This window comes from Glycomyces sp. NRRL B-16210, from assembly GCF_000719515.1.
In the GTDB taxonomy this organism is placed as follows: Bacteria; Actinomycetota; Actinomycetes; order Mycobacteriales; family Micromonosporaceae; genus Glycomyces.
In genome coordinates, this window is the sequence record NZ_JOGR01000011.1 from 103854 (window position 1) to 116091 (window position 12238).

At 70.2% G+C, this 12238-nt stretch carries 10 protein-coding genes and 1 pseudogene; 7 read left to right on the forward strand and 4 right to left on the reverse strand.

The features are described from left to right. Nucleotides 1-775 precede the first annotated feature (775 nt). The 3 genes and pseudogenes from IF12_RS0116940 to IF12_RS23235 all read left to right on the forward strand — a co-directional run bounded on the left by IF12_RS0116940 (nucleotide 776) and on the right by IF12_RS23235 (nucleotide 2205). Nucleotides 776-1111, forward strand: a complete 336-nt coding sequence (locus IF12_RS0116940; protein ID WP_030160464.1) for a helix-turn-helix transcriptional regulator — start codon at nucleotides 776-778, stop codon at nucleotides 1109-1111. Further along, the gene (locus IF12_RS0116945) at nucleotides 1108-1584 is read left to right on the forward strand and encodes an SRPBCC domain-containing protein (RefSeq protein WP_030160466.1); all 477 of its coding nucleotides are present in this window, start codon (nucleotides 1108-1110) and stop codon (nucleotides 1582-1584) included. The genes IF12_RS0116940 and IF12_RS0116945 overlap by 4 nt, the downstream gene beginning before the upstream one ends. Further along, nucleotides 1581-2205 (forward strand): annotated as a pseudogene (locus IF12_RS23235) (dihydrofolate reductase family protein). The gene IF12_RS0116945 and the pseudogene IF12_RS23235 overlap by 4 nt, the downstream one beginning before the upstream one ends. Before the next feature lie 189 nt (nucleotides 2206-2394). Here the strand turns inward: IF12_RS23235 and IF12_RS0116955 are convergent. After that, on the reverse strand, nucleotides 2395-2937 hold the full coding sequence (locus IF12_RS0116955; protein WP_030160468.1) for a DinB family protein: 543 nt from the start codon (nucleotides 2935-2937) through the stop codon (nucleotides 2395-2397). Between the two features lie 511 nt (nucleotides 2938-3448). On the opposite strand from IF12_RS0116955, the gene IF12_RS0116960 reads away from it, so the two are divergent. Then, on the forward strand, nucleotides 3449-4408 hold the full coding sequence (locus tag IF12_RS0116960) for a nucleoside hydrolase (protein ID WP_030160470.1): 960 nt from the start codon (nucleotides 3449-3451) through the stop codon (nucleotides 4406-4408). A gap of 534 nt (nucleotides 4409-4942) precedes the next feature. On the opposite strand, the gene IF12_RS0116965 is transcribed toward IF12_RS0116960, so the two are convergent. Together IF12_RS0116965 and IF12_RS0116970 are read right to left on the reverse strand one after the other, a co-directional pair. Next, a complete protein-coding gene (locus tag IF12_RS0116965; protein ID WP_030160472.1) occupies nucleotides 4943-5923 on the reverse strand; it encodes an SDR family NAD(P)-dependent oxidoreductase in 981 nt (326 codons plus the stop codon). 24 nt (nucleotides 5924-5947) lie between these two features. Continuing rightward, nucleotides 5948-6982: an aldo/keto reductase gene (locus IF12_RS0116970; RefSeq protein ID WP_030160474.1), complete on the reverse strand. Its 1035-nt coding sequence runs from the start codon at nucleotides 6980-6982 to the stop codon at nucleotides 5948-5950. A 124-nt stretch (nucleotides 6983-7106) separates the two neighbouring features. Between IF12_RS0116970 and IF12_RS0116975 the strand changes: the two genes are divergently transcribed. From IF12_RS0116975 to IF12_RS0116985, 3 genes are read left to right on the forward strand one after another with little or no spacing between them, the layout of a single operon-like run. Continuing rightward, complete coding sequence (locus IF12_RS0116975; RefSeq protein WP_035749406.1) at nucleotides 7107-7733, forward strand: TetR/AcrR family transcriptional regulator; 627 nt, start codon at nucleotides 7107-7109, stop codon at nucleotides 7731-7733. A gap of 47 nt (nucleotides 7734-7780) precedes the next feature. Then, a complete protein-coding gene (locus tag IF12_RS0116980) occupies nucleotides 7781-8500 on the forward strand; it encodes a TetR/AcrR family transcriptional regulator (protein ID WP_051704517.1) in 720 nt (239 codons plus the stop codon). Nucleotides 8501-8511: 11 nt separating this feature from the next. Beyond that, nucleotides 8512-10035: a multicopper oxidase family protein gene (locus IF12_RS0116985; protein ID WP_030160479.1), complete on the forward strand. Its 1524-nt coding sequence runs from the start codon at nucleotides 8512-8514 to the stop codon at nucleotides 10033-10035. Between the two features lie 58 nt (nucleotides 10036-10093). On the opposite strand, the gene IF12_RS0116990 is transcribed toward IF12_RS0116985, so the two are convergent. Then, nucleotides 10094-12199 carry a catalase gene (locus tag IF12_RS0116990; RefSeq protein ID WP_030160481.1) on the reverse strand — a complete coding sequence of 702 codons (2106 nt, stop codon included), beginning with the start codon at nucleotides 12197-12199 and terminating at the stop codon, nucleotides 10094-10096. Nucleotides 12200-12238 lie beyond the last annotated feature (39 nt).

Consider the following 12238-nt stretch of genomic DNA (forward strand, 5'->3'; position numbering starts at 1 on the left):
TGACGGCTTACCCCGACCCTGACCGCACTGGCACCCGACCTCGCTGACGGCTGGCGGCTTACTCCTGCTCCGATCGTGCCAACTGCCGATCGCCGATCGCGGACTGCTGGCGGCTGCCTCGACCGCGCTGACGGCCGTCGGCCGGCGGCTGACCGCTGCCCCGACCGCGCTAACTGCGGACCGCCGACTGACGGCAGCCGCCCCGACCGCGTTAACGGCCGATGGTCGGCGGCTGACCTCTGCACCCCTACCGCGCTAGCTGCTGACCGCGGACCGCGACCGGTTGGGCTGACGGCCGGTGGCTGACGCCCGACCTTGACCTCGTTGACACCCGACCGCGCTGACGGCGGAGCCCTGACCGCGCTGACAGCCGGCGGGCAGCGGCTTGCCCCTGCCCGACCGCGCCGACCGCCGACCGCCAGCGGCTGCCCCGACCGCGCCGACCGTTGATCGCTGACGGCTGACCTCTGTCCCCAGGTCGCGCTAACTGCGGACTGCGGACGGCTGAGCTGACGGCCGGCGGCTGACCTCTGTCCCCCGACCGGGCTTACCGCGGACCGCGGACGGCTGGGCCGACGGCTGACGGCTGACTTCCGACCCCGCCCCGACCGCGCTAACAGCCGGCGGGCAGCGGCTTGCCCCTGCCCCGACTGCGCTGACCGCTGAGCCCCGACTCCGACAGAGCTGACCGCTGCGCGTTCGCGCTCGCTTCGGCTTCGGCTCGGTTTCGGCTTCGGGCTTGCAACCGGCTTTGCGACGAGCAATACTTAGCCTCATGGCTAAGTATCTGGAGGAGCTCGACGGCGTCTTCGTCGCGCTCGCCGACCCCACCCGGCGCGAGGTCGTCCGCCGCCTCGGGCGCGGCCCGCAGAGCGTCGGCGACCTCGCCCGCGAGTTCCCGATGGCCCTCCCCTCGTTCATGAAACACGTGCGGACCCTGGAGGCGAACGGCCTCATCCGCACCGTCAAGACCGGCCGGGTGCGCACCTGCGTGCTCCACCGCGACCGCCTCGCCGTCCTCGACGACTGGCTCGCCGAGCAGCGGCGCATCTGGGAAGAGCGGACCGACCGGCTCGAACGTTTCGTCACCGAATCTACGGAGGAACCATGAAACCCGACCTCGACCTGGCCCTGGAACGGGTCATCCGCGCGCCGCGCGACCTCGTGTGGCGGGCCTGGACCGACCCCTCCCGCTTCGCGCAGTGGTGGCTCCCGGCGCCGATGTCCTGCCGCGTCGACCGCCTGGAGGTCCGGCCCGGCGGCGCCATGGTGACGCGCATGAGCGAGGACGGCGAGCTGTTCGTCCCGCACATGGACGCCGCCTTCCTCGTCGTGGATGAACTCGAGCGGATCGTGTTCACCAACGCGATTGACGGCGACTGGCGCCCGTCCAGCCCTCAGCCGGTCGCGATGACCGCCGAGATCACCATGGCCGACCACCCGGACGGCACCGCCTACCGGGCCCTCGTGCGCCACGGCGACCCGGCCTCGCGCGACCGCCACGAGGAGCTCGGCTTCTTCGACGGCTGGGGCACGGTCACCGCCCAACTCGCCGGGATAGCCGAACGGGAGGCGGCGCGATGAGACTCGCACTCACCGAGTTCACGACCCTGGACGGGGTCTGCCAGGGGCCCGGCTCGCCCACGGAGGACACGAGCGACGGCTTCACCCGCGGCGGTTGGCTCGTGCCGCACATCGACGAACTGTTCGTGCAACGCCTCCGAATGGCTCGACCTCGCCGACGGCCTGCTGCTCGGACGGCGCACCTACGAGGCGTTCGCCCGCGACTGGCCGCAGATCACCGACCCGGACGACCCGTTCACCGAGCGGATGAACTCGCTGCCGAAGTACGTCGTCACCAACACGCTCACCGAAGGGACCTGGAACCCCACGACCGTCCTGGCCGGAGACCCGGTCGAGACGGTCGCCGCGCTCAAGGCACGGCCGGGGCGGGAACTTCAGATCCACGGCAGTGCGCGCCTGGGCAACGCGCTGCTGGCCGCGGGGCTGGTCGACACGCTCCGGCTCGTCGTGGCCCCGACTGTGGCAGGTGAAGGCAGGCGCTTGCTGGAACACCCGGGCGACCTGGTCGGACTCCGGCTCGCGCACTACGAAGCGACTCCGAGCGGCCTGCTCCTGCTCCAATACGAAACGACCGGAGCCGCACCGGTGGCGGCCTACGAAGGCGTCACCGACTTCGTCTAGCGGACCGGCGGCAACTGGCGGCCAGCGCCGCCTGGCGATTGACTTTGCCTGACGGCCTGACGGCCTGACGGCCTGACGGCCTGACGGCCTGACGGCCTCGACCGTGAACCGGCCCCGCCGGATGACCGACTGCCGGGTGACGGACTCCGACTGAGGACCGGCTCTGCCTGCGAAGGCGACGGAACTCCTTCACTGTCCGACCCGTCCATCGATGCGTTCGCGCAGAAGGTCGGCATGGCCGTTGTGCCGCGCGTACTCCTCGATCATGTGGAAGGCGACCCAACGCAGCGTCAGGCGGCCGGCCCTGTGCCGGTTGGGCATCGACACCGCTTCGAGGCTCGGCGCTTCGGCGATCAGTCGGTCGGCGAACTCGGTCTCGGCCTCCCAGGCCTGCCACGCCTCGGCGACGCAGGCCGGATCGGCGACCGCACCGTCGAAGTCGGCATCGGGCTCGACCTCCGAGCAGTACAGGTAGGGGGCGTCCATTCCGGCCAGTCCCCGCCGGAACCAGCCGTGCTCGACCTCGGCCAGGTGCCGCACCAGCCCGAGCAGGGACATCGTTGACGGCGGAACCGCGCGGGAAGCGAGCTGCTCGGGTTCGAGCCCCGAGCACTTGAGCCGCAGGGTCTCCCGTTGCCAGCGCAGGAATCCGAGCAGGGTGGCCCTCTCGTCGCCCTCGCCGGGCGCCATGATGCGCGGATCGAGTTCGGGTTCGGTGAACTTGTTGGTCATACGGCGATCCTTCCGGTGTCGGCGAGCGAACACAACGCCGTTTTGGTGTCCGAAGGCGGCGGTAGGTGACATCTGCTGAAAGCTCTGGAGCGTTCCGACAACGATGGTCGTGCCGGAGTCCGTGCAGCAACCGAATTCGGAAAGGACACCGGCACTTCCCGGCGAGTCGCAGCGCCCACGAGTACCCATTACCCGGAAGGGCCAGCGGCGGCACCGGTGGGCTCCGTGGCACTTCCCGGGCGAGTCGCATCGCCTACATGCGGTTCCGACCATCCCGCAGGGCGGCGGCACCCGAGGGAACCGAGGTACTTCTCGGTGAGTCGCGCCGCCCGCGCAGTTCCGACCGCCTCGCAGGGCTGGCGGCGGTACTGGTGGGCTCCAAGCATTTCCTAGGCGAGTCACACCGCCCACGCAGCACCGCAGTTCCAACCACCCCCCCCGCAGGGGCGGCATCGGCACCGATGGGCTCCGATAGCGTGGCGGTCTTCGTTCGTTGTCGAGAGGAGCCCTCATGCCCGTTCGGTTCGTACTCGACTGCGACACAGGGTCGGACGACGCGATCGCGATCTTCGCCGCCACTGCGCATCCCGACCTGGAGCTGGTCGCCGTCACCACGGTGAACGGCAATGTCGCGCTCGAACACGTCACCGACAACACGCTGCGGGTCCTCGACCACGTCGGTGCCTCGGTACCCGTGCACGCGGGTGCCGCCCGGCCCTTCATGCGGCCGGACTTCCCCGTGCCGCGCGCGGTCCTCAACGGGGACAGCGACTTCCAGAAGGACAGTCTCGACTTCCCCGCGGCGGTGTCCGCCGCGGAAACGCAGTCTGCGGTCTCCTTTCTCATCGAGGCCTATATGGATGAGGCGTTCGCCGATGTGACCCTGGTGGCGACCGGGCCGCTCACCAATATCGCCCTCGCGCTCGCGACGGAGCCGCGCCTCGCCGCGCGCATTCCGAGGCTCGTCGTGATGGGCGGCGCCCACGCGAACGGGAACGTAACGGCCGCAGCCGAGTTCAACTTCTGGGTCGACCCGGAGGCCGCCGAAGCGGTGCTCGGCGCGGGACTCCGCGAGGTCGTGATCGTTCCCCTCGACGCCACGCACTCCGCCCCGCTCACGGCGGCCGACTGCGACGAGTACGAGAAGATCGGCACCCCCGCGGCCCAAGGAGCCGCGAAGCTCATCCGGCACCGCCTTGCCCACGACCAGGCGGCCTCAGGACAGGCCGCGGTGTCCACTCCAGTTCACGACCCGATGTGCGTCGCCTACCTGGCACGGCCCGACCTCTTCACAGAGGCCGTCGAGGCCTTCGTGAGCGTCGAGACCACCGGAAGCCGGACCCTCGGCGAACTCCTAGTCGACACCCGGCCTTGGTGCCCGCAGCCGCCGAACGCGGCCGTCGCGCTCCGCGCGTCCGGCGAGGTTTACCGCGAATTCCTAAGAACCGCGTTCCTCGCCGGTCAGCGGTGAGCGGCGGCTGCGATTCCCGGTGCCCAAACGGGGCTGTCGGTATTCGGAGCGGGACGGCCGTTCGCATTGCCCGCATGAGATCGCACCCGGCGTCGTCCGCTGTTTGCCGCCTGCCATCCGCCGCGTGGGTGAGCTGCTCGGTCGGGATCGGGGTGGGCTTTTGCGTGGCCTTGGTGGCGATGCGCGGGGTCGCTTCGGAACCGCAGCGCAGCCGCGCAGTACTGTTCGCGCTTCTTGCCTCCCGATCATGAGCGGTGGCGGCGGTTCGTGAGGTCCGTCCCGGATTTGTCGCGCTCCTCGCCGGTCGGCGGTGAGCGACTGCTTCGATTTGCGGTGCCCACATGGGGTTTTCGGTGTTTGGCGCTGGACGGCCGTTCGCATTTCCCGCGCGGGGTCGCACCCGGCTCCGCCGTCCGACGTCTGCCGTTTGCCGCCCGCCTCGTGGGCGGGCCGCTCTTCTGGGATCGGAGTGGGCTTTTGCTTTGCCTCGGTGGCGATGTTTTGGGCCCTTGCGCCTTGGTTTTCCTTTGGTCCTCAGGTCTTGAGCAGCTCCTCGCTCAGGGTCCAGAGTCGCTCTGCCGACTTCGGGTCGATCGAGTGCGAGGCGACCTCCGCTGGGATCTGGTCTGCCGTCAACTCCCTCGGCTCGTCGTCCAGCCTTGAGATGTCGTTGTCCTTCAGGTAGACCCCGCCGATTCCCTCCAGCAGCGGGCTCGCCGCCCCGAACACGATCGTGCTCGCTCCCTGCTCCGGCGTCTTCTTTCCGACCTCGGGGTCAATGACCGGCTCTCCGTTCTCATCGATCAGCCCCATCTCCAGCAGGACCTCCGCGGGCATCCCGCGGTTGAGGTTCGTGCCGACCACCACTCCGGGATGCACCGCGTAGCCGCGAATCCCGTCCTCGGCCCACCGCCTGTCCAGCTCCACGGCGTGCAGCACGTTCGCGGTCTTGGACTGCGCGTACGCGGCGTGTCCGTCGTAGCCGTTCGCGAAATGCGGGTCCTCCCAGCGGATGTCGCCCATCCGCTGGGCCCCCGACGTCACGTTGACCACCCGGGCGCCCCCGGCCGCGCGCAGCGCCGGCAGCAGCGCGTTCGTCAACTGGAAGTGGCCGAGGTGGTTCGTCGCGAACTGGATCTCGTAGCCCCGCGCATCCTGGACCAGCTCCGCCGGGCCCGGCGGAGCCGCGCCGTTGACGAGGATGTGGAGCGGTCGCCCCGAATCGATCCAGCGCTCGGCGAAGGCCTCGATCGAGGCCGGGTCGAGCAGGTCGAGCCGGCTGACCTCGACGTGGTCGATCCCGGTCAGCCTCGTCGCGGCCGCCCCCGGGTACCGGGAGGCCACCGTGACCGCCGCGCCCACCTTGGACAGCGCGCGGGCCGCCTCCAGCCCGAGACCGTTGTGGCCGCCGGTGATGACGACGTTCTTGCCGGACAGGTCGAGTCCCGCGAGCACGTCGTCCGCGGTGGAGGCGGGGGTGAAACCGGTGCCCAGCGGGTGCTGCTTGTGCGTCATGATCGTGGTCCTTTCGTAGCGGGTTCAGACGGCGGCGCGGTCGCCCGCGGGGCGGCGGCGCAGGCGCGAGTGCTCGATCGCCGGGGGATGGAAGGCCTGGTCGAGAGGGCCGACATCGGTCCCCGGCGGGACGATCGCGTCGATCCGGTCGAGGATCTCGTCGGAGAGCACGACATCGAGGCCGGCCAGGAGGTCGTCGAGGTGCTCCATCGTGCGCGGGCCCAGCAGCGCGCTGGAGACGCCCGGATGGGCGATCGCGAAGGCCATCGCCAGGTGCGTCATCGGCAGGCCCGCCTCCTCGGCGAGCTGCACGAGCCGCTCGACCACGTCGAGCCGACGCTCGTCGTCGAACACGGTGAAGAAGGGGAGCGAGGCGCGCACCAGGTCGTTCTCGCGGCCCTTGCGGACGCGCCCGGTGAGCATCCCCTGGCCCAGCGGCCCCCACACGAGCGTGCCCATGCCGTAGCGCTGCGCCGTCGGCAGCACCTCGCTCTCGATGCCGCGGTTGAGGATCGAGTACGGCGGCTGCTCGGTGCGGAACCGCTCCAGGCCGCGCCGCTCGGCGACCCACTGGGCCTCGACCATGTCCGAGGCCGGTGTGGTGGACGAGCCGATCGCGCGGACCTTGCCGCTGCGGATCAGATCGGTGAGCGCCGACAGCGTCTCCTCGACGTCCGTGTCGGGATCGGGCCGATGGACCTGGTAGAGGTCGATGTGATCGGTCTGGAGGCGGCGCAGCGAGTCCTCCACCGCGGTGAGGATCCAGCGCCGTGAGCCGCCGCGCCGATTGGGGGCCTCGCCCATCGGGAGGCCCAGTTTGGTCGCGAGGACGACCTCGTCGCGGCGCCCCTTGAGGGCCTTGCCCACGAGCTCCTCGGACGCGCCCTGCCCGTACGCGTCGGCGGTGTCGACGAGGTTGATCCCCGAGTCGAGGGCCTTGTGGACGATCTTGATCGAGTCCTCGTGGTCGGCGTTCCCGAAGGGCGTGCCGAGCATCAGCGTGCCGAGGGCGTAGGGACTGACCTTGATGCCGGTTCGGCCGAGGTTGCGGTACTGCATCGGGTGCTCCTGGAATGGTGGAGAGGTGGCGACCGCTGGCGCGGTGTCGTATCCTGGATGTAAGCGGAACGTCTTTCCACAATTATACGGAAAGGCGTTCCGGTTGCCAAATGAAAGAGGAGATGTGACGGAAGACACAGTGTGGGCCAAGGGCGAGATCGTCTACGAGCCCGCCGAACGCCCGCGGCGCCTGCGCGCCGACGCGCAGCGCAACGTCGACGCCCTGCTCGAAGCCTCGAAGCGCGTCTTCGCCTCCGCAGGCGTGGACGCGCCCGCGAAGGAGATCGCCGACCTCGCCGGCGTCGGCGTCGGCACCCTCTACCGGCACTTCCCTCAGCGCTCCGACCTCGTCAAAGCCGTGTTCCAGCGCGAGGTCGACGCCTGCGCCGACGCGGCCCCGGCGCTGGCCGCCGAGCACGAACCCGGTGCGGCCCTTGAGCAGTGGCTTCTGCGGTACACCGAGTACCTCGCGACCAAGCGCGGGCTCGCCTCGGCTCTCCACTCGGGCGACCCGGCCTTCGACGCGCTGCCCGGGTACTTCCTGGGGCGGCTCGGCCCCGCCCTCGCCTCGCTGCTCGAAGCGGCGTCCGAAGCGGGCGAGATCCGCGCCGACATCAGCGCCGAGGACCTGCTCTACGCCGTGGCCAACCTGTGCATGTCCGCCGCGGGCGACGGCGTCGCCTACAGCCGGCGCATGGTCGCCCTCCTCGTCGACGGGCTGCGCTACGGAGCCGATCCGGCTCGGGGTTGACAAGAAAGGGTTGACAAGAAGTCGATAGTGAGTGTTAACTATCAACCATGGCAGAGCAGAGGCGGCCGCGCGTAGGCGCGGAGCAGCGACGGGCGCAGATCCTCGCCGCCGCGCTGAAGGAGTTCAGCCACAAAGGGCTGCACGGCGGTTCGACCGTGACCATCGCCAAGGACGTCGAGATCTCCCACCCGAACCTGTTCCGCCTCTTCTCGACCAAGAAGGAGCTCTTCATCGCCGTGCTGGAGCGGACCTTCGCCACGGTCGGGCGCGAGATGCTCATCGCCGGCGAGGCCGCCGAGGCCGACCCGCTCCAGACGATGTCGGACCGCTGGGGCGTGCTCATGGAGAACCGCGAGCTCATGCTCATGATGCTCCAGGGCTACGCGGCCTGCGAGGACCCCGACATCCGCGACCTCATGCACCGCTCGACCCAGGAGATCTTCGAGCGCATCGAGGCCCTCCGGGGCGTCGACGAGGACCAGGCGCACGACTTCATCGCCGCGGGCCTGCTGTACATGGTCGCGGCCTCGATGGACCTGCCCGCCAGGGCCGCAGGCGACCCGTGGGCCGAAAGGTTCCTCGCCTCGGGATCTTTATTTTTTGACCAATTGATAGTGAGTACTCACTATCAAAGAAGGGAAGCCATGACCCCCGTGCCGAAGCCCCGCCACCGGGCGCGCCGAGGCCCGACGCACCCGTCCCCCACCACTTCGAACACCCCGGCCCGCCTCCAGCGGCGCCGCACGACCGCGCCCCTCGGCGCGTGAGGAGACCGATCATGAAACGACGCAGCGCACTCAAATGGACCCTCATCGGCGTCGGCGGCAGCCTCGGCGCCCTGACCCTCGGCACCGTCGGCGTCTTCGGATACGCCTACGCCCGCGGAAAACTCGACACCGTCGGCAAGGTCGACTTCGACTCGCCGCTGGCGGTGCCGCCGCTCGCCGAGTCCCACACGGACGCCTCCGGAGCGCGGGTCTTCGACCTCGACCTCCAAGCGGGGCAGACGCAGTTCCTCGACGGACCTGCCACCGCCACCTGGGGCGTCAACGGCGCCTTCCTCGGCCCCACCATCCGCGCCTCGCGCGGCGAGGAGATCGCGTTCGCCATCCGCAACGACCTCGACCAGGAGACCTCGATCCACTGGCACGGGATGCACCTGCCCGCCGTGATGGACGGCGGCCCGCACCAGTCGGTCGCCCCCGGGGACACCTGGGCGCCGCAGTGGACCGTCGACCAGCCCGCCGCGACCCTCTGGTACCACCCGCACCCGCACGGGCGGACCGCCGACCACGTCCACCGCGGCCTGGCCGGGATGTTCATCGTCGACGACGAGGAATCCGGCGCCCTCGACCTTCCCTCCGAGTACGGCGTGGACGACCTGCCGATGATCGTCCAGGACCGCAAGTTCGACGACGACAACCAGTTCGACGACTCCGCCCCCCTCCTCAGCAGCGGCGGCGTGTTCGGCGACGAGATCATCGTCAACGGCACCCGCGGCCCCTACGTCGAGGTCACGACCCGCCTGGTGCGCCTGCGCCTGCTCAACGGCTCCAACTCGCGGCTCTACAACTTCGGCTTCGGCGACGACCGGGCCTTCCAGCTCATCGCCACCGACGGCGGGCTCCTCGCCGAGCCCTGGGAGACCGACCGGCTCCACCTCTCCCCGGGCGAGCGCGCCGAGATCGTGGTCGCCTTCGCGCCCGGCGAGACCGTCGAACTGCGCTCCTACCCCGCCGAGTACGGCTTCAACGGGACCGGCGCGCGCACCAACGGCGCCGACGACCGGCTCGACCTCGTCCAGTTCCGCGCCGCCGACACGCTCGCCGAGTCCCCGGCGATCCCGACCGCACTCGCCGCCGCGCCCGACCTGGACACCGCCGAAGCGGCCGAGACCCGCACCTTCACGCTCGAAGGGCGCAACATCAACGACCGGCGGATGGACATGGGCCGCATCGACTTCGCCGTCCGCGAAGGCACCACCGAAGTGTGGGAGGTCGTCAACACCAACGGCTACATGCACAACTTCCACGTCCACGACGTGCAGTTCCATGTCCTCACCGTCGACGGCGACGCGCCCCCGCCGGACCTGTCCGGCTGGAAGGACACGATCCTGCTCGTGCCCGACCGCCGCTACCGGCTCGCGATGCGCTTCACCGACCACACCGACCCGAACCTGCCGTACATGTACCACTGCCACCTGCTCGCCCACGAGGACGAGGGCATGATGGGCCAGTTCGTGGTCCTCGGCGAAGGCGAGACGATCGGCGAGGTCCCGCAGTCGGCGCACGCGCACGATTGACGCGAGACGGCGCCGGGGACAGCCCTGCAAGGACTGTCCCCGGCGCCGTTCGGTCCGCTCAGGCCGCGATCTCGTCGGTCTTGCGCGACCAGATCCGGTGACCGGCGATCGCCTCGGCGAACGCGTCGAAGAACGCGTCCGGCACGTCCCCGCCGTGCGCGGCCGTGGTGACCACGCCGCCGTCCTCCACCGGCTCGACGCCGTCGGCGAACGCCGCGTCCACATGGGCGGCGGGCAGCAGTCCGAGGCCGGCCCCGAAGGCCGCCACGGGCTTGGCGTGCTTGAACGCCTCGGTCACGAAGTGCACCGCGCGCCCGTCCCGGCTCAAAGCGGCCACGCTGTCGGGCCCGCACGGCACCGCTACCGCGTCGTACAGCACCGACGTCGTCGTCGGCAGGGCCCGGTCGGTCTCCACGTCCTCGCCGCTCGCCGACCGGATCCTCCCGCCGGTGAGCCCGACGACCTCGGGGACCGCGCCCCTGCGGTGCAGGTCGGCGACGAGCCGGGTCAGCCCCGTCCCGTCCACGCCGTCGGCCACGAGGATCGCCACCTTCCGGGTCGCGACCCCGCGCACCGGGTCGGTGAGTTGCGACAGCGCCGCCGAGGACCGGCCGTGGTTGGGCGATCCCTCCTCGGGCGCCTCCACCCCGATCCCCTCGGCGACCCGGACGGCCAGGTCCAGGTCGACGTGGCGCAGCTGGTCGACCACGCGGACCCGGATGTCCTGGTCGTCGACCTTGCCCAGCTCGAAGCGGAACGCGGCCACCACGTGTTCGGCCTCGACCTCCGTCATCGAGTTCCAGAACAGCGTCGCCTGTCCGTAGAAGTCCTTGAAGCTCTCCGAGCGCTCGCGGATCGTCGCGCCCTCCACCTTCTCCGTGTAGTGCCGGTAGGAGCCCTCGGCCCCCGGCGTCGGCGCGTCCTGCGAGATCGTGTTCTTGTTGTACGAGGTCGCCGAGGTGTGCACCCGGTGCTGGCCGTAGCCGTCGCGCTGGTCGTTGTGGACCTCGGCGACGGGCCGGTTGACCGGCAGGTGCGCGAAGTTCGGCCCGCCGAGCCGGATGAGCTGCGTGTCCAGGTACGAGAAGTTCCGGGCCTGGAGCAGCGGGTCGTTCGTGAAGTCGATGCCCGGCACCACGTTCGCGGTGTGGAACGCGATCTGCTCGGTCTCGGCGAAGAAGTTGTCCGGGTTGCGGTTGAGCGTCATCCTCCCCACCGGCCGCACCGGCACCCGCTCCTCGGGGATGAGCTTGGTCGCGTCGAGCAGGTCGAAGTCGAAGGCGAACTCGTCCTCCTCCGGCACCAGCTGCACCCCCAGCTCCCACTCCGGGTAGTCCCCGGCCTCGATCGCGTCCCACAGGTCGCGCCGGTTGAAGTCCGCGTCGGCGCCGGCGATCTTCTGGGCCTCGTCCCACACCAGCGAGTGCGTGCCGAGCACGGGCGTCCAGTGGAACTTGACGAAGACGCCGTGCCCGGCCGCGTCGACCAGGCGGAAGGTGTGGACGCCGAAGCCCTGCATCATGCGGTAGCTGCGCGGCAGCGCCCGGTCGGACATGAGCCACATGATCGCGTGGAGCGTCTCGGGCTGGAGCGAGACGAAGTCCCACAGCGTGTCGTGCGCCGAGGCCGCCTGCGGGATCTCGTTGCGCGGCTCGGGCTTGACCGCGTGCACGAAGTCGGGGAACTTGGCCCCGTCCTGGATGAAGAACACCGGGAAGTTGTTGCCGACCAGGTCGTAGTTGCCCTCGCCGGTGTAGAACTTCGTCGCGAAGCCGCGCACGTCGCGCACGGTGTCGGCCGAGCCGCGCGAGCCGGCCACGGTGGAGAACCGCACGAACACCGGCGTGACGCGGCCCGGATCGGTGAGGAACGGCGCGGCCGTGTGCTCGGCGAGCCACGAGTCGTACACCCGGAACTCGCCGTAGGCGCCCGCCCCCCGCGCGTGGACCACCCGCTCGGGGATCCGCTCGTGGTCGAAGTGCGTGATCTTCTCCCTGACGTGGAAGTCCTCCATCAGGGTGGGGCCGCGGCCCCCGGCCTTCAGCGAATCGTCGGTGTGGTTCACCCGGACGCCCTGCTGCGTGGTCAGGGCCTCGTCCCCGTCGCCCACCCTGTCGCGGTCGAGCTGCCGGTCCTTGTCGTCGCGCACGTTGTCCTGCGCCATGGTGCAAGCCTCCTCATCGCGGTCCGAAAGTCGGACCGT

Coding starts and splice junctions, on each gene's coding strand:
- IF12_RS0116940 (WP_030160464.1), top strand. CDS start 776: ATGGCTAAGTATCTGGAGGAGCTCGACGGCGTCTTCGTCGCGCTCGCC.
- IF12_RS0116945 (WP_030160466.1), top strand. CDS start 1,108: ATGAAACCCGACCTCGACCTGGCCCTGGAACGGGTCATCCGCGCGCCG.
- IF12_RS0116955 (WP_030160468.1), bottom strand. CDS start 2,937: ATGACCAACAAGTTCACCGAACCCGAACTCGATCCGCGCATCATGGCG.
- IF12_RS0116960 (WP_030160470.1), top strand. CDS start 3,449: ATGCCCGTTCGGTTCGTACTCGACTGCGACACAGGGTCGGACGACGCG.
- IF12_RS0116965 (WP_030160472.1), bottom strand. CDS start 5,923: ATGACGCACAAGCAGCACCCGCTGGGCACCGGTTTCACCCCCGCCTCC.
- IF12_RS0116970 (WP_030160474.1), bottom strand. CDS start 6,982: ATGCAGTACCGCAACCTCGGCCGAACCGGCATCAAGGTCAGTCCCTAC.
- IF12_RS0116980 (WP_051704517.1), top strand. CDS start 7,781: ATGGCAGAGCAGAGGCGGCCGCGCGTAGGCGCGGAGCAGCGACGGGCG.
- IF12_RS0116985 (WP_030160479.1), top strand. CDS start 8,512: ATGAAACGACGCAGCGCACTCAAATGGACCCTCATCGGCGTCGGCGGC.
- IF12_RS0116990 (WP_030160481.1), bottom strand. CDS start 12,199: ATGGCGCAGGACAACGTGCGCGACGACAAGGACCGGCAGCTCGACCGC.